Origin of the sequence: Prescottella equi (assembly GCF_002094305.1) — a bacterium.
Taxonomy (GTDB): domain Bacteria; phylum Actinomycetota; class Actinomycetes; order Mycobacteriales; family Mycobacteriaceae; genus Prescottella; species Prescottella equi.
The window spans coordinates 92,942-111,364 of the sequence record NZ_LWTX01000004.1 but is presented as its reverse complement, the minus strand read 5'-3'; the positions used below and the strand labels follow the sequence as shown (position 1 = coordinate 111,364).

17 protein-coding genes are annotated in these 18,423 nt (G+C 69.3%); 13 read left to right on the top strand and 4 right to left on the bottom strand.

Annotated features, from left to right (window positions below; genetic code table 11):
• Window positions 1-5: 5 nt before the first annotated feature.
• Window positions 6-704 (bottom strand): helix-turn-helix transcriptional regulator, encoded by a 699-nt coding sequence (locus A6I89_RS12700; protein ID WP_005513369.1) that lies wholly within the window; start codon window positions 702-704, stop codon window positions 6-8.
• A 195-nt stretch (window positions 705-899) separates the two neighbouring features.
• Here A6I89_RS12700 and mptB point away from each other — a divergent pair, with 195 nt between their 5' ends.
• The 5 genes from mptB to A6I89_RS12675 all read left to right on the top strand — a co-directional run bounded on the left by mptB (window position 900) and on the right by A6I89_RS12675 (window position 7,049).
• Entirely contained in the window at window positions 900-2,570 is a 1,671-nt protein-coding gene (mptB, locus tag A6I89_RS12695; RefSeq protein WP_005513370.1) for a polyprenol phosphomannose-dependent alpha 1,6 mannosyltransferase MptB, read from the top strand.
• A 54-nt stretch (window positions 2,571-2,624) separates the two neighbouring features.
• Window positions 2,625-3,554 (top strand): ABC transporter ATP-binding protein, encoded by a 930-nt coding sequence (locus A6I89_RS12690; RefSeq protein WP_022595827.1) that lies wholly within the window; start codon window positions 2,625-2,627, stop codon window positions 3,552-3,554.
• Window positions 3,551-4,348 (top strand): ABC transporter permease, encoded by a 798-nt coding sequence (locus A6I89_RS12685; RefSeq protein ID WP_013415953.1) that lies wholly within the window; start codon window positions 3,551-3,553, stop codon window positions 4,346-4,348. Before A6I89_RS12690 ends, A6I89_RS12685 begins: the two co-directional genes overlap by 4 nt.
• A 68-nt stretch (window positions 4,349-4,416) precedes the next feature.
• Window positions 4,417-6,000 carry a hypothetical protein gene (locus A6I89_RS12680; protein WP_022595825.1) on the top strand — a complete coding sequence of 528 codons (1,584 nt, stop codon included), beginning with the start codon at window positions 4,417-4,419 and terminating at the stop codon, window positions 5,998-6,000.
• A 74-nt stretch (window positions 6,001-6,074) separates the two neighbouring features.
• The gene (locus A6I89_RS12675) at window positions 6,075-7,049 is read left to right on the top strand and encodes a COX15/CtaA family protein (protein WP_022595824.1); all 975 of its coding nucleotides are present in this window, start codon (window positions 6,075-6,077) and stop codon (window positions 7,047-7,049) included.
• A 66-nt stretch (window positions 7,050-7,115) separates the two neighbouring features.
• On the opposite strand, the gene A6I89_RS12670 is transcribed toward A6I89_RS12675, so the two are convergent.
• Window positions 7,116-7,469, bottom strand: coding sequence for a hypothetical protein (locus tag A6I89_RS12670; RefSeq protein ID WP_022595823.1), 354 nt, complete (start codon window positions 7,467-7,469; stop codon window positions 7,116-7,118).
• A gap of 82 nt (window positions 7,470-7,551) precedes the next feature.
• Here A6I89_RS12670 and A6I89_RS12665 point away from each other — a divergent pair, with 82 nt between their 5' ends.
• Window positions 7,552-8,517 carry a quinone oxidoreductase family protein gene (locus tag A6I89_RS12665; RefSeq protein WP_022595788.1) on the top strand — a complete coding sequence of 322 codons (966 nt, stop codon included), beginning with the start codon at window positions 7,552-7,554 and terminating at the stop codon, window positions 8,515-8,517.
• A 59-nt stretch (window positions 8,518-8,576) separates the two neighbouring features.
• Here the strand turns inward: A6I89_RS12665 and A6I89_RS12660 are convergent, their stop codons facing one another.
• Window positions 8,577-9,566: a heme o synthase gene (locus tag A6I89_RS12660; RefSeq protein WP_022595786.1), complete on the bottom strand. Its 990-nt coding sequence runs from the start codon at window positions 9,564-9,566 to the stop codon at window positions 8,577-8,579.
• A gap of 204 nt (window positions 9,567-9,770) precedes the next feature.
• On the opposite strand from A6I89_RS12660, the gene tkt reads away from it, so the two are divergent.
• From tkt to A6I89_RS12630, 6 genes are all read left to right on the top strand, one after another.
• A complete protein-coding gene (gene tkt, locus A6I89_RS12655) occupies window positions 9,771-11,879 on the top strand; it encodes a transketolase (RefSeq protein ID WP_022595783.1) in 2,109 nt (702 codons plus the stop codon).
• 8 nt (window positions 11,880-11,887) lie between these two features.
• Window positions 11,888-13,009 carry a transaldolase gene (gene tal, locus A6I89_RS12650; protein WP_022595781.1) on the top strand — a complete coding sequence of 374 codons (1,122 nt, stop codon included), beginning with the start codon at window positions 11,888-11,890 and terminating at the stop codon, window positions 13,007-13,009.
• A gap of 3 nt (window positions 13,010-13,012) precedes the next feature.
• Window positions 13,013-14,554: a glucose-6-phosphate dehydrogenase gene (gene zwf / locus A6I89_RS12645; RefSeq protein ID WP_005513383.1), complete on the top strand. Its 1,542-nt coding sequence runs from the start codon at window positions 13,013-13,015 to the stop codon at window positions 14,552-14,554.
• Window positions 14,551-15,462 (top strand): glucose-6-phosphate dehydrogenase assembly protein OpcA, encoded by a 912-nt coding sequence (opcA, locus tag A6I89_RS12640; protein WP_013415948.1) that lies wholly within the window; start codon window positions 14,551-14,553, stop codon window positions 15,460-15,462. Before zwf ends, opcA begins: the two co-directional genes overlap by 4 nt.
• Entirely contained in the window at window positions 15,455-16,204 is a 750-nt protein-coding gene (gene pgl / locus A6I89_RS12635; RefSeq protein WP_022595780.1) for a 6-phosphogluconolactonase, read from the top strand. The genes opcA and pgl overlap by 8 nt, the downstream gene beginning before the upstream one ends.
• A 300-nt stretch (window positions 16,205-16,504) precedes the next feature.
• Window positions 16,505-16,960 carry a DUF6389 family protein gene (locus tag A6I89_RS12630; protein WP_022595778.1) on the top strand — a complete coding sequence of 152 codons (456 nt, stop codon included), beginning with the start codon at window positions 16,505-16,507 and terminating at the stop codon, window positions 16,958-16,960.
• A gap of 24 nt (window positions 16,961-16,984) precedes the next feature.
• Here A6I89_RS12630 and A6I89_RS12625 read toward each other — a convergent pair whose 3' ends face one another.
• Window positions 16,985-17,857, bottom strand: a complete 873-nt coding sequence (locus tag A6I89_RS12625; RefSeq protein ID WP_022595776.1) for an alpha/beta fold hydrolase — start codon at window positions 17,855-17,857, stop codon at window positions 16,985-16,987.
• Between the two features lie 82 nt (window positions 17,858-17,939).
• On the opposite strand from A6I89_RS12625, the gene A6I89_RS12620 reads away from it, so the two are divergent.
• Window positions 17,940-18,416, top strand: a complete 477-nt coding sequence (locus A6I89_RS12620) for a MarR family winged helix-turn-helix transcriptional regulator (RefSeq protein WP_022595774.1) — start codon at window positions 17,940-17,942, stop codon at window positions 18,414-18,416.
• The last annotated feature ends 7 nt before the right edge of the window (window positions 18,417-18,423 follow it).

Genomic DNA, 18,423 nt, shown 5'->3' with positions numbered 1-18,423 from the left:
AACATCTATGAGGTCTTTCGGGGTAATGCGAGAGGAACGTGGGTGGTGCAGGCGCAGTCGCCGTTCGCGATGGTCGCCAACTGCTGGACGTGGGTGCCGAGCAGTTCCGCGAACGCGGCCCGCTCCGCCTCGCAGAGTTCGGGGAACTCCTCCGCGACGTGCGAGATCGGGCAGTGGTGCTGACAGATCTGCACACCGTTGCCGACCGGACGGATCGAGGCGGCGAAACCGGCCGAGGTGAACGCCTCGGCGATCTCCTCCGCCGTCGACTCGACGGCCTCCGGTTCGTCGTCGTCGACCGGAGCGACCGAACCGACGATCGACTGCACCCGGCGACGGGCGAAGTCCTCGATGGCCGCGTCTCCACCGATCTCGCGCAACTGACGCATGGCCGCGCCCGCGAGATCGTCGTACGTGTGGCCGAGCTTTCCGCGGCCCGCCGCCGTGATCTGGAACAGTTTCGCCGGCCGGCCGCGGCCACGCTGGCGCCAGCTGGCGGCACTGGCTTCCTGTGCCTCCCCCGCCTCGATGAGGACGTCGAGATGGCGTCGGACACCGGCCGCACTGAGGCCGAGTCGCGCGCCGATGTCGGTGGCCGAGATCGGCCCCTCCTCGACGAGCAACTGCACGACCGCGGCGCGAGTGTGTCCCTCGTGCGCGCCGGTCACGGGCAGCGCCGCGCCCGTGGACGTCTGAGCAGGCACGTGACCTGCCCTTTCCCCACTCGCGCGTCGAGCCGCTTCCGATTTCACAACACCAGTGTGACGGAATTAAGCGCATCGGTCCACGAAGGGTTACCTGCGTGATCCGGGACACACCCGATTCGGGGCCTGCCCGCACGACCCCGGCCGGGACCCCTCGTTCGCACCGCTACGCTGCACCGTGTGCCGCAGACCGAGATGGAACACGAGTCGGAAGCCCCGGCCCCGTCTCGGGCCGAGAAGGTGACCGCCTTCGCCAAGCGTGCGCTCGGCGTCGACGGCCGCTCCCACCGACCCTCCGTGTCGGACCGCCTGCACGGCGACGAACCGGAGGCGCCCGGACTCGACGGGCACGAGACGCGGCAGCTTCATCGGATTCGCCTCTTCGGCGCGACCGGTGCCGTCCTCATGGCGGTCGGCGCCCTCGGCGCCGGCGCGCAGCCCGTCCTGCAGAACCCGGTCCAGGGGCTGCGCATCCTCGGACTTCCCGCCCGCATGCCCAGCGCGACGCTGAGCATGGCGATGACCGGCACGGTGATGGTCGTGTTGGCCTGGCTGCTGCTGGGGCGGTTCGCGGTCGGCAGCATGCGGGGCGGACGTGCGATCCGCCAGCTCAGTCGGTCCCAACTCGATCGGACGCTGCTCCTGTGGGTGATCCCGCTCACGGTGGCGCCGCCGATGTTCAGCCGGGACGTCTACTCCTACCTCGCCCAGAGCGAGATCACGGCCCGCGGACTGGACCCGTACGAGATCGGTCCGGCCGGCGCACTGGGCGTCGACCACGTCCTCACCCGCACGGTGCCCAACATCTGGCGGGACACCCCCGCGCCGTACGGCCCCCTGTTCCTCTGGATGGGCCGCGGGATCACCTGGCTCACCGGCGACAACATCGTGGCGGGCATCTTCCTGCACCGCCTCCTGGCCCTCGCCGGCGTCGCGATGATCGTGTGGGCGCTGCCCCGGCTCGCCCGGCGCTGCGGGGTGTCGAGCGTGAGTGCCCTCTGGCTCGGCGCCGCGAACCCGCTCGTGCTGTTCCACCTGGTCGCCGGGATCCACAACGAAGCGCTGATGATCGGCCTCATGCTCGCCGGCGTGGAACTCGCGTTGCGCGCCGTCGAGGGCAAGGATCCGATCCGCGGGCGCGCGCTCGTGCTGCTGCTGGCGGGTGCGACGCTGATCGCGCTGTCGTCGACGATCAAGATTCCGTCCCTGCTCGCGCTCGGGTTCGTGGGGATGGCGCTCGCCCGCAGGTGGGGCTCGAACACGAAGGCACTCGCGTCCGCCGCCGCACTGCTGGGTGTGGTCGCGATTGCGGTGACCGTCTTCGTCAGTGTCGCCAGCGGGCTCGGCATGGGCTGGACCCAGACCCTGGGTACGGCGACCGAGGTGCGCAGTTGGATGTCCATTCCGACCCTGCTGGGACTCGGGACCGGGCTCGTCGGCGTCCTGCTGGGACTCGGCGACCACACCACCGCAGTGCTGAGCCTGACCCGCCCGATCGCATCGCTGGTCGCGGCATTCATCACGCTGCGCATGCTGGTCGCCGTGCTCGTCGGCCGCATCCACCCGGTGGGCGCGCTGGGCGTCTCGCTCGGAGCGATCGTGTTGCTGTTCCCGGTGGTCCAGCCGTGGTACCTGCTCTGGGCGGTGATCCCGCTGGCCGCATGGGCGACCCGGCCGGTGTTCCGAGTCCCGACCATCGCCTTCTCGTCGGTCGTCGGCGTGATCCTGATGCCCAACGGGGCCGAGTATCAGCCGTTCATGATCGTGCAGGCCGCGGTGGCGACGACCCTCACCTGCCTGACCGTCATAATCCTCACCCGGAACCTGCTGCCGTGGCGGGCGCAGCAGACCACCGCACCGGTCTGATCGGGCCGGGGCTTAGGCTGGATCCTCGTGATTGGCAGAACGTCGGCGACGACGTTGAAGAAGGGTGAGCCCGCGGTGCGGCTCGAGGGCGTCGTCAAGACGTTCGGCGAGGTACGGGCCGTCGACGGGTTGGAACTCCGGGTCGAGCGGGCCCAGGTGCTCGCGCTCCTCGGCCCGAACGGTGCGGGCAAGACCACCACCGTCGAGATGTGTGAGGGCTTCGTCGCACCCGACACCGGTTCGGTGCGGGTGCTGGGACTCGACCCGATCGCCGACTCGGCGGCCCTCCGGCCACGCATCGGTGTGATGCTGCAGGGCGGCGGCGCATATCCGGGTTCCAAGGCGGGCGAAATGCTCGACCTGGTCGCGTCGTACTCGGCGAATCCACTCGATCCCGAGTGGCTGCTGCGCAGCCTCGGCCTGCAGGACGCCCGCCGTACCCCGTACCGCCGTCTGTCCGGCGGACAGCAGCAGCGACTGTCGCTGGCGTGCGCTCTCGTCGGACGCCCCGAACTGGTCTTCCTCGACGAGCCGACCGCCGGGCTGGACGCGCAGGCGCGCCTGCTGGTCTGGGAGCTGGTCGACGCGCTGCGCCGGGACGGTGTCAGTGTGCTGCTGACCACGCACCTGATGGACGAGGCCGAGGAGCTGGCCGACGAACTCGTCATCATCGACCACGGCAGGATCGTCGCGTCCGGCACCCCGTCCGAGGTGACCCGAACCGGCGCGGAGGGTCTGTTGAGCCTCGTCGCCCCGCCCGGGCTCGATCTGACGCCGCTGCAGGCGGCACTGCCCGCCGACTTCCAGGCGCAGGAGGTCTCCCCCGGCGACTACGTCGTGCGCGGCGCGATCGATCCACACATCGTCGCGGCGGTCACGTCGTGGTGCGCGGGTCAGGACGCCCTCGCCACGGAGATCCGGGTCGACCAGCGCCGGCTCGAGGACGTCTTCCTCGAACTCACGGGACGGGATCTGAGGGGATGAGCGTGACGAACCACGAACGTTTGGCCGACAACCGTTTCGCCGCCGGCACGTTCGCCCCGAATCCGCAGCCGGCGCCTCCCGCTCGGATGCTGGCCTCGCAGACCAAGCTGGAGCTGACGCTGCTGCTCCGCAACGGCGAGCAGCTGCTCATCACGATGTTGATCCCCATCACGCTGCTGATCGGCCTCACGCTGCTGCCGATCGGCGACTTCGGGACCGATCGGGTCGACACGATCGTTCCGGCGGTGATGATGGTGGCGATCATGTCGACCGCGTTCACCGGACAGGCCATCGCCGTCGGCTTCGACCGGCGGTACGGGGCGCTCAAACGCCTGGGCGCGACCCCGTTGCCCAAGTGGGGCATCATCGCCGGTAAGAGCGCCGCGGTGGTGATCGTCGTTGCGATGCAGACGCTGATCCTCGGCGCGATCGGCTTCGCGCTCGGCTGGCGGCCGAGCGTGCTCGGCCTGGCCCTCGGCGCCGTCGTGATCGCGCTCGGCACCGTCACGTTCGCGTGCATGGGTCTGCTGCTCGGCGGCTCACTGCGGGCCGAGATCGTCCTCGCCCTCGCGAACATCCTGTGGTTCGCGATGGCGGGCATCGGCAGCGTGATCTTCGCGGACCAGATCAACGACGGCGTCCGGATCGCTGCCCAGATCGTCCCCTCCGGCGCGCTGGCTCAAGCCCTCGAGGACGCCACCGGCGGGACCGTCAACTTCGCTTGCGTGGCCATCCTCGCGGCATGGGCCGCAGTGACCGGTTTCGTCGCGACCAGGACTTTCAAGTTCGTCTGACACGAGTATTCGTGCATTCGGCGCGTGTCCGGCGAAACACTTCCCGGAACCGACCGGCCGGATCGACAATGACCGGCGTGACCGATTCCCTGATGACCGGACTCCGCCGAACCTCCGTCGCGGCGTGCGGCGCACTCGCCCTCGCCCTGGCACCGCTGACGGCCGACGCGGCCCCCGTGTGGGGCCCGCTCGCTTCCCCGAACCCGCACCTCGGCCCCGACGGGACGTCGACCATGCACGGCGACGCGGGCTCCTCGGACGCAACCCGCCTCGCCGGCCCGGGAACGGGGGACGTCTCGATCGCGCAGTACCCGCTGGCGTCGGCCTGCCCGACGCTGCTGCAGGGTTCCGACGGTCTGGTCGTGGCGCTGTGCACGACGATGATCGGGCAGAACCCCACGGTCCACCTGATCGACCCGGAGGCGCCGACATTCCCGGTCGGCGGCTCACTCGCCCAACTGCAGCTCACCAAGGGCAGCCTGCTCGGCGGGGTGTACGCGTACCTCGACTCCGACGATCGTCTCGTCGTCGTCGACGGCACCCGGCACCTGTTGCGCATCGGGCACGAGCAGGTGAACGGCACGTGGCAGCTCGCCGTCGACACCAGCGTCGATCTGACCACTGCGATCCCGGACGGTGACAACGTCACGGGTCTCGCACCGGACTGGGCGGGCAACGTGTGGTTCGCGACGGGCGGCGGGATCGTCGGCACCGTCGACGCCCAGGGCGCCGCCCGCACGATTGCACTGCCGGACGGCGAGCAGGTGCAGAACAGCATCTCGACCTCTGAGTACGGCACCGCGGTGGCGACCACCCACGCCACCTATCAGCTCAGCGCGGGACCGGACGCCCAGCCCGCGATCGACTGGCGGCGGGAGTACGACCGAGGATCGGCACGCAAGCCCGGGCAGCTCAGCTGGGGCACCGGTTCCACGCCCACCTACTTCGGTCCGGTGACCGGCTCCGAGTACCTGACGATCGTCGACAACGCCGACGGCCAGGTCAACCTGCTGGTGTACCGTTCGGCGTCCGGCGAGGAGGTCTGCAAGGAACCGGTACTGCCTCCAGGTGACGGCGGCAGCCTGTCGGGCAGCAGCGACAGCTTCGGCGGTTCGGGCGGCAGCCTGTCCGGCAGCGTGAGTGGCAGTGTCGGGTCGGGCAGCGGCAGCGAGAACTCCCCCATCGGCGTCGGTAACTCTGTCTTCGTCGCAAGCACCTACGGCTACCCGTACCCGACGGTCCCCGCCGGCGCCGGTGAAGCGGTGCCCGCCTCGGCGCCGTTCCGCGGCGGAATGACCCGGGTGGACGTCGACGCGGACGGCAACGGCTGCGAGACGAAATGGCAGAACCAGGTCCGCAGCTCCGCGGTCCCGCACCTGTCCATCGCCGACGGCAACATCTACACGATGGTCCGCCAGGGCCTCGACACCACGACGCCGCTCGACGGTTTCGCGTACGCCGTCCTCGATCCCGAGACGGGCGCAGTGAAGACCACCAGGACGGCTACCGGCACGCTGCTCGGCGACACGCTGCAGATGTCGGCGCTCATCACCGACGACGGCCGGTACATGCAGGGAACCATCTCCGGCATCGTGTCCATCGCTCCCGGCGCCGGTGGTTCCGGTGGGTCGACCGGATCGTCGGGGTCGTGAGCGCCGTCGAACGTCACACCGACCGAACCGGGGCCAACTACACCTCGTAGTGGATCGCCCTCTACCATCGGGGCGTGCTGTATCGCGGGTTTGTGAACCTGGTCAACCGTCTACCGCTGCCGTCGCTGGCGGTCCAGAAGTGGATCGCGATCGCGGTGATCGTGACGCAGGGCGGAATCGCCGTCACCGGATCGGTGGTCCGGGTCACGGCGTCCGGTCTGGGCTGCACGACGTGGCCGCAGTGCTACCCGGGTAGCTTCGTTCCGACCGGCGACTCCACGGCGCCCTGGATGCACCAGTTCATCGAGTTCGGTAACCGGCTGCTCACGTTCCTGGTGGTCGCCACCGCGGCGGCGGTCGTCCTGGCCGTGACCCGTGCCGGACGCCGTCGCGAGGTCCTCACCTACGCGTGGCTGATGCCACTGTCGACCGTGGCCCAGGCCGTCCTCGGCGGCATCACGGTGCTCACCGGGCTCCTCTGGTGGACCGTCGCGCTGCACCTGCTGGTGTCGATGGCGATGGTGTGGCTGTCGGTGATGCTCTACCACAAGATCGACCAGCCGGACGACGGCGTCGAGGTGACCACTCTCCCCAAGCAACTCCGCTGGCTGACGGCGCTGACCGGCGTCGCACTGGCCGGCACGCTCGTCGCGGGCACCATGGTGACCGGCGCCGGGCCGCACGCGGGCGACAAGAACCCGGAACGAACCGTCGAACGTCTCGACCTCGACATCACCAACCTCGTGCACCTGCACGCCGAGTTGCTCGTCGCCTACCTCGCTCTGCTCGTCGGGCTGGGCTTCGCGCTCTACGCCGTCGGTGCGAGCGCCGCGGTGAAGTTGCGGCTGAAGGTAGTCGTCGGGCTCGTCGTCGCGCAGGCGTGTGTCGGGCTGGTGCAGTTCTGGACGCACGTCCCGGCAGCACTGGTGACCATCCACGTCGCGCTCGCGGGTGCCTGCACCGCCGCGACCGCGGCCCTGTACGCGGCCGGCCGGGTCCGCGTGCCGGTCGACGCCCGCACCGACGCCGAGGCGGTCACCTCCGTCTGAGCGGCGGCACCCACCGACGACGAAGGCCGGGACCCTGCATCGCAGGATCCCGGCCTTCTCGGTATGTCAGCGCTCGTTGCGCGCCTTGGGGAAGCGCGTCTGATGGGCCACCCACCCGGCCATCTTCGCGAAGTGGCCCTTACGCGGCGTCACGACGCTCGTCAGCGCACGGTCCCACTCGGAGACGGTGAGCTCGTCGATGGACGCGACAATCGCGTTCGCGATCGCGACGTTGTCGACGACCTCGTCGCCGAGGATGCCGTCGGCGCCGACGAGCGTGATCCGCACGCCCGCCCGACCCACCGGCTGGATGACCGCGCTCGCGGATCCGCCGTGCTCGGAGACGAACTTCCGGATGGCGGCGACCGTGCCCGAGGGCAGGACCGGGGCCGCAGCGGTGCTCTGGGTATCGGTGCTCATGGGGTCAGACTACTGTGCGGTAGCCGCGGAGCCGACACGACCGTCCGCCGACGCGACCGTGGGGTCGGTGTAGAACAAGAACATGCGTGCAATCGTGGTGTCCCGGTTCGGCGGTCCGGAGGTTCTCGTCCCCTCGGAGGTGCCCGATCCGCCGGTCGGCCCGAACGATCTACTGGTGGCCACCGAGGCCGTCGGCGTCAACTTCATCGACACGTACTTCCGCACCGGCACATACGCGCGCGAGGTGCCGTACATCCCCGGCGACGAGGGGTCGGGTGTCGTCCTCGAGGTGGGCTCGCAGGTGTCGGAGTTCGGCGTCGGGGACCGCGTAGCGTGGGCGGCCGCGCCCGGAAGTTACGCCGAGAAGGTCGTCGTCCCGGCCGCCGTCGCAGTGGACGTCCCGGACGCGGTCGCGCCCGAGTCGGCGGCGTCGGCGTTGCTGCAGGGCATGACCGCCCACTACCTGATCGAATCCGCTCATCCTGCCCGGGCCGGCGAGACGGTGCTCGTCCACGCCGGAGCGGGCGGCGTGGGACTGCTGCTGACACAGATGGCGGCCGCGAAGGGCGTCAAGGTCATCTCGACGGTGTCGACGGACGAGAAGGAGGCGCTGGCGCGGGAAGCCGGGGCCTGGCGGGTCCTGCGCTACGACGCCGGCCTCGCCGACAAGGTTCGTGAGCTCACCGGCGGCGAGGGCGTGGCCGCGGTGTACGACGGCGTCGGCAAGGACACCTTCGATGCCAGCCTCGACTCGCTCCGCATTCGCGGCACGCTGGTGCTGTTCGGTGCCGCCAGCGGGCCGGTGCCCCCGTTCGACCTCCAACGCCTGAACTCGGGGGGCTCACTCTTCGTCACCAGGCCGACCCTCGCCCACTACGTGCGCGACCGCGAGGAGCTCACGTGGCGGGCCGGCGCCGTCCTCGACGCGATCGCGGCCGGGACGCTGAAGCTGCGGGTGGGCGGCAGCTACCCGCTCGACCGGGCGGCGGACGCGCACCGGGATCTCGAGGGGCGACGCACCACCGGTTCGATCGTGCTGGTGCCGTAACGCCTGCACGTACGACGAAGGCCCGCTCCGGAGAGCGGGCCTTCGTCGTACGCGTCCGGTCAGAAGAGGCTGCCGATGGTGTCCCAGCCGAGGACCGAGTCGACGGCCAGCCCGCAGCACACCACCGCAAGGTAGTTGTTGGACTGCAGGAACAGCTTGAGTGGCTTGATCGGTGTGCCGCCGCGGACGCTGTTGTACAGCTGGTGCGCGACGAACAGGAACCAGGCACCGGCGAGCAGAGTGACGATCGCGTAGATCCAGCCCGCGGCCGGGACCAGCGCCAGCGACGCGAGCACCGTCGCCCACGTGTAGACGACGATCTGCTTGGTGACGTGGGTTTCGGAGGCGATGACCGGGAGCATGGGCACGCCGGCCGCCTTGTAGTCCTCCTTGTACCGCATCGCGAGTGCCCACGTGTGCGGCGGCGTCCAGAAGAAGATGATCAGGAACAGGACCACCGGCTCCCAGCTGAGTGAGCCGGTGACCGCGGCCCAGCCGACCATGACCGGCATGCAGCCCGCCGCGCCGCCCCAGATCACGTTCTGCCACGTGCGGCGCTTGAGCACCATCGTGTAGACGAGCACGTAGAACGCGATCGTCAGGACGACAAGGAAGCCCGCGAGCAGGTTCGCCCGCCACCACAGCCACACGAAGGAGGCGACGCCCAACGTCATACCGAACACGAACGCGTGCTTGGTCGGGACGGCCTGACGCGCGAGAGGACGCAGCGCAGTGCGCTTCATGACCTTGTCGATGTCGGCGTCCACCACACAGTTCAGCGAGTTGGCGCTCGCGGCACCCATCCAGCCGCCGAACAGCGTGCTCAGGATGAGGACCAGGTCGATGTGCCCGCGATCGGCCAGCAGCATCGCCGGAATGGTCGCGACCAGCAGCAGCTCGATCACCCGCGGCTTCGTCAGCGCGACGTACGCCAGAATCGTCGCCGTCACCCGCCCCCACAGCGTGGTGGTGTCCCGCGCAGCCTTCGCCTCGGATGCGCCGGAGGGGCCGCCGAAGCCGTGTCCGCTCGGCCGATGCCCTGTACGCACGCTTTCTCCTTGCCCCACGCGACTACATCCTCGCTTACTACTTCACTACTACAAACGATGGTAGACGGCGGCTACCCCTGAACCGAATCGACCCGATCGGGGCGGCACACTAGGCTGGAGGCGCACTCGAGGTCGGGCGACGCCCACTGCACCCTCCGGACAACCTCCGGCTCCACGTACAACCATGTCAGGAGACATCTGCCCGTGTCGATCACAGACGAGATCCGCGTCCTCACGCAACCGGTCCACCCCACCGATTGGACCGACCTGGACACCAGAGCCGTCGACACCGCCCGTGTACTCGCCGCGGACGCAGTCCAGAAGGTGGGCAACGGCCACCCCGGCACCGCGATGAGCCTCGCGCCGCTGGCCTACACGCTGTTCCAGCGTGTCATGCGGCACGACCCCGCGGACGCCGACTGGATCGGCCGGGACCGCTTCGTCCTCTCCTGTGGTCACTCGAGCCTGACCCTGTACGTCCAGCTGTACCTCGCCGGTTACGGCCTCGAACTGGAAGATCTCGAGTCGCTGCGCACGTGGGGTTCCAAGACCCCCGGCCACCCTGAGCACGGCCACACCCGCGGTGTCGAGATCACCACCGGTCCCCTCGGGCAGGGTCTGGCGTCGGCCGTCGGCATGGCGATGGCCGCTCGTCGGGAGCGCGGCCTGTTCGATCCCGAGGCGGCGCCGGGCGAGAGCCCCTTCGACCATCACATCTACGTCGTCGCGTCCGACGGTGACATCGAGGAGGGTGTGACGTCGGAGGCGTCCTCGATCGCCGGGGTGCAGCAGCTGGGCAATCTGACGGTCATCTACGACGACAACAAGATCTCGATCGAGGACGACACGGCGATCGCGCTGTCCGAGGACACCGCGGCTCGCTACGAGTCCTACGGCTGGCACGTCCAGGTCGTCGAAGGCGGCGAGAACGTCGTGGCCATCGAGCAGGCGCTCGAGAAGGCCCGCGAGGTCACCGACCGGCCCTCGCTGGTCCTGCTGCGCACGATCATCGGATACCCGGCGCCGACCAAGATGAACACCGGCGCTGCGCACGGCGCCGCTCTGGGCGCCGACGAAGTCGCCGCGGTCAAGAAGGCACTCGGGTTCGATCCCGAGCGGAGCTTCGAGGTGGCGCCCGAGGTCATCGCGCACACTCGCAAGGTCGTCGATCGCGGCGTGCAGGCGCACAAGGAGTGGCAGGCGCTGTACGACGAGTGGGTCCAGCGCGCGCCCGAGGGCAAGAAGCTCCTCGACCGTCTGACCGGCCGCGACCTGCCCGCCGACTGGGCCGACGTCCTCCCCACGTGGGAGCCGGACGCCAAGGGCCTGGCCACCCGCAAGGCGTCCGCCGCGGTACTCAACGCCGTCGGTCCGGTCCTGCCCGAGCTGTGGGGCGGCTCGGCGGACCTCGCGGAGAGTAACAACACCACGATCAAGGGCTCCGATTCGTTCGGTCCCGAATCCATCTCGACGGACATGTGGAAGGCCCAGCCGTACGGCCGGACCCTGCACTTCGGCGTTCGCGAGCACGCGATGGGCTCGATCCTCAACGGCATCGCCCTGCACGGCCCGACCCGCCCCTACGGCGGCACGTTCCTCGTCTTCAGTGACTACATGCGTCCCGCCGTCCGTCTCGCGGCGATCATGAAGACCCCGGTGGTCTACGTCTGGACGCACGACTCGATCGGTCTCGGCGAGGACGGTCCGACGCATCAGCCGATCGAGCACCTGGCGGCACTGCGGGCCATTCCCGGTCTGTACGTGGTCCGCCCCGGCGACGCCAACGAGACCGCCCACGCCTGGCGGGCCGTTCTGGAGAAGGGTTCCGACGAGGCCACCCGCGCTCCGGCCGGCCTGGCCCTGACCCGCCAGGATCTCCCGGTCCTCGAGGGAACCCACTACGAGGGTGTCTCGCGCGGCGGTTACGTGCTGGCCGAGGCCTCGACCGGCACCCCCGAGGTCGTGCTCATCGGAACGGGTTCGGAGCTGCAGCTCGCCGTCGCCGCCCGCGAGGCGCTCGAGGCCGAGGGCGTTCCCACTCGCGTCGTGTCGATGCCGTGTGTCGAGTGGTTCGACGCGCAGGACCAGGCGTACCGAGACGGCGTCCTTCCCCCCACGGTCAAGGCGCGGGTCGCGGTCGAGGCCGGTATCGCGATGCCGTGGTACCGCTTCGTCGGAGACGCGGGCGAGATCGTCTCGATCGAGCACTTCGGCGCGTCCGCCGACTACAAGACCCTGTTCCGCGAGTTCGGCATCACCGCCGAGGCCGTCACCGCTGCTGCGCAGCGCTCGCTCGCTCGAGTGAAGGGATGAATCGCACCATGACTCAGAACGCGAATCTGCAGAAGCTGTCCGAGGCCGGCGTCTCGGTGTGGCTCGACGATCTCTCGCGGGACCGTATCCAGTCGGGCAATCTCGCCGAGCTCGTCGCCACCAAGAGCGTCGTCGGCGTCACCACCAACCCGTCGATCTTCCAGGCCGCCCTGAGCAAGGGGCACGTCTACGACGCCCAGGTTCGTGAGCTCGCGGCCCGCGGCGCCGATGTCGAGGACACCATCCGCACGGTGACCACCGACGACGTCCGCGCGGCGTGCGACGTGCTCGCTCCGCAGTTCGAGGCCAGCAACGGCAAGGACGGCCGCGTGTCGATCGAGGTCGACCCGCGGCTGGCGCACGACGCCGACAAGACCGTCGCGCAGGCGGTCGAGCTGTGGAAGATCGTGGACCGGCCCAACCTGTTCATCAAGATCCCGGCCACGGAGGCCGGGCTGCCCGCGATCACGAAGGTGATCGGCGAGGGCATCAGCGTCAACGTGACGCTGATCTTCTCCGTGGAGCGGTACCGCAAGGTCATGGACGCCTACCTGACCGGGCTCGAGGCTGCCGTGACCGCAGGTCACGATCTGTCCGAGATCCACTCGGTGGCGTCGTTCTTCGTCTCCCGCGTCGACACCGAGATCGACAAGCGGCTCGACAAGATCGGCACCCCGCAGGCGCTCGAGTTGCGCGGCAAGGCGGGCGTGGCGAACGCGCGCCTCGCGTACGCCGCCTACCAGGAGGTGTTCGAGGTCGACGCCCGCTTCCACGCTCTGCTCGAGCGCGGCGCGCGCCCCCAGCGTGCGCTGTGGGCGTCGACGGGTGTGAAGAATCCCGCGTACCCCGACACCCTCTACGTCACCGAGCTGGTTGCGCCCAACACGGTCAACACCATGCCGGAGAGCACCCTCGACGCGGTCGCCGACCACGGCGTGGTCACCGGGGACACCACGTCCGGGACGGCGGTCGCCTCGCAGCAGGTGTTCGACGAGCTCGCGGCCGTCGGCATCGATCTCACCGACGTCTTCCTGGTGCTCGAGAACGAGGGCGTCGAGAAGTTCGAGGTTTCGTGGAACGAGCTGCTCGACGCGACCTCGCAGCAGCTCGCCGCTGCCCGAGAGAGCTGATCAGTGAGCGGACCCGCGGCGGACGATTGGATCAACCCACTCCGGGACAGCAGGGACCGGCGACTACCTCGCATCGCCGGCCCCTGTGGCCTCGTGATCTTCGGGGTCACAGGCGATTTGGCACGCAAGAAGCTGATGCCCGCGGTGTACGACCTCGCCAACAGAGGGCTTCTGCCGCCCGGGTTCGCTCTCGTCGGGTTCGCCCGGCGCGACTGGGCGGACCAGGATTTCGCGCAGGTGGTGCACGACGCCGTGCGCGAACACTCCCGCACCCCCTTCAGCGAGGACGTGTGGGAGCAGCTCGCGAAGGGCATCCGCTTCGTCCACGGCAGCTTCGACGACGCCGAGGCCTTCACCGAGTTGTCGCACACTCTCGACGCACTGGACCGCGAACGCGGGACACGCGGTAATCACGCGTTCTACCTGTCGATTCCACCGGCCCAGTTCCCGACGGTCTGCGAGCAGTTGTCGCGGTCGGGACTGGCGAAGTCGGCGGACGGCCAGTGGCGGCGCGTGGTGATCGAGAAGCCGTTCGGCCACGACCTCGAGAGCGCTCGTGAACTGAACGCTGTCGTGAACAACGTGTTCCCCGAGGACACCGTGTTCCGGATCGACCACTACCTGGGCAAGGAGACGGTCCAGAACATCCTGGCGCTGCGGTTCGCCAACCAGTTGTTCGACCCGATCTGGAACGCCCACTACGTCGACCACGTGCAGATCACGATGGCCGAGGACATCGGTCTCGGCGGCCGGGCCGGCTACTACGACGGCATCGGTGCGGCGCGCGATGTGATCCAGAACCACCTGCTCCAGTTGCTCGCGTTCACCGCGATGGAGGAGCCGATCAGCTTCGAGCCCGCCGAACTGCAGGCGGAGAAGATCAAGGTGCTGTCGGCGACCCGCCTCGCGGAACCGCTCGACGAGACCACCGCCCGCGGCCAGTACGCCGGCGGTTGGCAGGGCGGCCGCAAGGTCGTCGGACTCCTCGAGGAGGAGGGTTTCGCGAAGGACTCGAAGACGGAGACCTACGCGGCGATCACCCTCGAGGTGGATACCCGCCGCTGGGCGGGCGTGCCGTTCTACCTGCGCACCGGTAAGCGTCTGGGCCGCCGGGTCACCGAGATCGCCGTGGTGTTCAAGCGGGCGCCGCATCTGCCGTTCGACGCCACCATGACCGAGGATCTCGGTCAGAACGCGCTCGTGATCCGGGTCCAGCCCGACGAGGGCGTCACCATGCGGTTCGGTTCCAAGGTGCCCGGGTCGAGCATGGAGGTCCGGGACGTCAACATGGACTTCAGCTACGGGCAGGCGTTCACGGAGTCGTCGCCCGAGGCCTACGAGCGACTGATCCTCGACGTTCTGCTCGGTGAGCCGTCGCTGTTCCCGGTCAATGCCGAGGTGGAGCTGTCCTGGAAGATCCTCGATCCCGTCCTCGAGCACTGGGCGGAGAACGGCAAACCCGAGCCGTACGAGGCAGGAACCTGGGGTCCGCCGTCCGCGCAGGAAATGATGCGCCGCACCGGTCGTGAATGGAGAAGGCCGTGATCATCGAGCTGCCCGGAACCACCACCGGGGCGATCAACAAGAAGCTCGTGGAGCTTCGTGAATCCGGTGGCGCCGTGACGTTGGGCCGGGTCCTGACGCTGGTCGTGTGCACGCGGGACAGCAAGAACTCCGAGGACGTCATCGACGCCGCGAACGAGGCCAGCCGGGAGCACCCGTGTCGCGTCATCGTCGTTGCGCGCGGATCTCGTTCGGAGGAAACACATCTCGACGCCGAGATCCGGGTCGGCGGCGACGCCGGCGCGTCCGAGGTCGTGATCCTGCGCGTGTTCGGCGAGCTCGCCGACCACGAGGCGAGTGTCGTGGTGCCGTTCCTGCTGCCCGACACCCCCGTCGTGGCGTGGTGGCCGGACGACGCCCCCACCGTGCCGGCACTGGATCCGGTGGGACGGTTGGCGATCCGCCGGATCACCGATGCGACCGGTGCGGACGATCCGACCGCGACCATCAAGAGCCGACTCGGCTCGTACACCGCCGGCGACACCGACCTGGCGTGGAGTCGAATCACCTACTGGCGTGCGCTGCTGACGTCGGCGCTGGATCAGCCGCCGCACGAGCAGATCGTGTCTGCGACGGTGTCGGGGCTGGCCACCGAGCCTGCGCTCGACATCCTGGCGGGCTGGCTTGCGGACCGTATCGACGGCCCGGTCCGGAGGCAGACGGGTCCGCTGTTCGTCGAACTGCAGCTCACCAACGACGACCGCATCGCGATCAGCCGTCCGCAGGTCGAGACCACCGCAACCCTGAGCCGCGTCGGGCAGCCGGATGCACTGGTTGCCCTGGCGCGACGCGAGACCCGGGACTGCCTCGCGGAGGAACTGCGTCGTCTCGATCCCGACGAGATCTACGAGGCCGCCCTGACCGGACTGTCGAAGGTGGAATATGTCTGATCCGAACGAGATTCACCGCTTCGCCGACACCGACGCCCTCGTGCGCGCGGCCGCCGAGCGTTTCGTCGATGCAGTGGTCGCGGCCCAACGGTCGCGCGGTTCCGCCGCCGTCGTCCTCACCGGCGGCGGTACGGGGATCGCCCTTCTCGAACATGTCCGCGCCGACCCGGGGGCGATCGACTGGGCCGCGCTGGACGTGTTCTTCGGCGACGAGCGCTTCCTGCCCACCGGCGATCCGGAGCGTAACGAGGTCCAGGCGCACCGGGCACTGCTCGATCACGTGCCGGTCGATCCGGCGCGCGTGCACGTCATGGCGGCGTCGGACGGCGCGTACAACAGCGATCCGGTCACGGCCGCAGCCGCGTACGGAGAGGTGCTCGAGACGTTCGCCGCCGGCCGCACCGGTCCCCTGTTCGACGTGCACCTGCTCGGCATGGGCGGAGAGGGGCACGTCAATTCGCTGTTCCCCCACACCGACGCGGTTCGTGAGGCGGAACAGTTGGTGGTGGCGGTCACCGATTCCCCCAAGCCGCCCCCGGTGCGGGTGACGCTCACGCTGCCGGCGTTGCAATCTGCGCGCGAGGTGTGGCTGATCGTCTCGGGTGAGGCGAAGGCCGACGCGGTCGCCGCGGCGGTCGGCGGCGCCCGTCCCGACGAGATCCCGGCCGCGGGCGCTCGGGGTATCGAGAAGACCGTGTGGCTGCTCGACGAGGGCGCGGCGAGCGGACTCCCCCGCTCCTGAGCTCACCGGTCACTCCGACTCGTCCTCGAGAGCCGTTCCCGGATTCCACGGCGGCGCAAGCTCTCCGGTGTCGGTCACGTTCGCGCGTGGCCGACACCCGGCAGCCAGCAGCGCCCGGCTCCGTGGTCCGCTCACGCCACGCGATCCGAGACGCCGGTACGTCGTCTCCCTCGGCCGTCGCTCCATGTTCCGACTCCCCTCTCGTTCGCCAGACCTCTTCCGTTCGATCAGTAGGACGTGGGCGGAGGTCGATCGGTTCCCTGCGGACCGCGGGGACGATTCCGGCGGTAGTCTGCGGCAGTGGACCGTGACGAGTACCTGACGACGCTGGCTGCCGTGCTGGACGCACACACCGATGCCGCTGCCGCGAAACTGTCGGCGATTCTCGATGCGCTGCCGGCGGAGGCGACCGAACTGTGCATCGACGTGTTCCCCGATCAGGACGGTGAGGGCACGTTCGACGTCTGGGTTCGCCTGGAAGGGCCCGACTACTTCACGCTCAACAAGCACATCGACGCCCACCGACACCTTTTCGGCATCGTATACACGGAGGACGGGGTCGTACCCGACGTGCCACTGATGTCCCGCAATGCGCCGTTCGTCGTCGAGGATGCGGTCGTCGATGCCGCCGCGGCGTGGCTGACGGACCTGTGGACACGCGTCGGCGCCTCCCGTTCCTCGGTGCCGTGGCTGATCGACGGCGAAGACGGCAGCGGCACCGTCACACCACTGGCGTTCGAGCCCACCGGCACCTGACGAGGACCACGCCACCACGCCCGCTCACCCGCGCAGGGCGTCGGACAGGGCCACGGTCGACTCGGCACCCGCCATCGGCAGGGTGTAGTGCGAGACGCCGGCCACCGTCTCGATCCCGGCGTGGGGCAGTCTCCTCCGGACACCCGCCTCCACCTTCCCGATGTCGTGGATCCGGCTGCGCCCGGCGAGCAGCACCGTCGTCGGGCACACCACCCGCTCGAGGTCCCCCGGTCGTGGACGTCCGGGCACGACCGGCCGCGTCGACGGAAAGTGTTCGGCGCCGTAAGCGACGAGATCGAGCCAGTCCCGGTCGATCTCCGATCCTGCTGTCTCCCAGCCGATCAGCGCTCGCTGCCGTGCAGCAGTGGGACGCGACAGCAGGGGCACCGCCCGCAGGAGGTAGTCCGGGCGAAAACCGGCGAAACAGGAGTTCGGGTCGAGCAGGACCAGACGGTCGACCCGTCCGGAGTGCCGCACCGCGAAGGCGAGGGCAACCATCGCCCCGTACGAATGCCCCACGACGGCCACGGATTCGAGCCCGAGTGCGCCCAGCACGTCGCTCAGCCACGACATCAGGTCCTCGACCGAGCGCAGTCGCTCGCCGACGACGCTGCGACCGGGATCGCCGAGGAAGTCGATCGCGTACACGCGGTGCTCGTCGGCGAGTTGGCTCGCGCCGACGAACCACGACGTCGACGTCGCCCCGCCGCCGCTCAGCAGCACTACCGGCGCCGCATCGGTCGGACCGCACGCGTTGACACGGGTGATCCCGTGCCGAGTCGGGACGTCGACGCCGACGGTCCCGGCGGGCCACTTGGCCAGGACCCGGTCGTAGCGCTGCAGGAAACCCAGCCCCGCCGCCGTGACGGCGAAGTCTTCGGTGGTGCCGCGCCTCATCTCGTCCCCCTCAACCCATTATCTCGATGATCGAGAGACTAGACTAGCGAGAGAACCACGTCGAGGATCGGAGCCCACGCGCATGACCCACAGTCGGGACGACGACGCAATGGCGCTCGTGCACCGGGTCCGGGCACTCACCGTCGAACTGAACCTCCTGGGCGCAGAGTTCGCGAACCGGAACGACCTGCACACCACCGATCTGCGGGCCCTCATCTGCCTGCTCGACGCCGCGCGTTCCGGCACTCCGTCCACACCCGGATGGCTGGGCGGGCAGTTGTCCCTCAGCTCGGCCTCGACGACCGCACTGATCGACCGACTGGAGACGGCGGGACTTCTCGAGCGGGGCCGCGACACGGCGGATCGCCGGCGGGTCCTGGTGACGGTGACGCCGAAGGCGGAAGAACTCGGGTGGTCCTTCTTCGGCCCGCTGATCGGCCGGGCCGTGGCCGCGATCGAGACGTTCTCGCACGAGGAGCGGGAAACCGTCTCGGCGTTCCTCACCCGGATGCGCGAGGCCGCCGCCGACGCCCGAACCGAGCTCGCACCGGATCGCTGAGGGACGG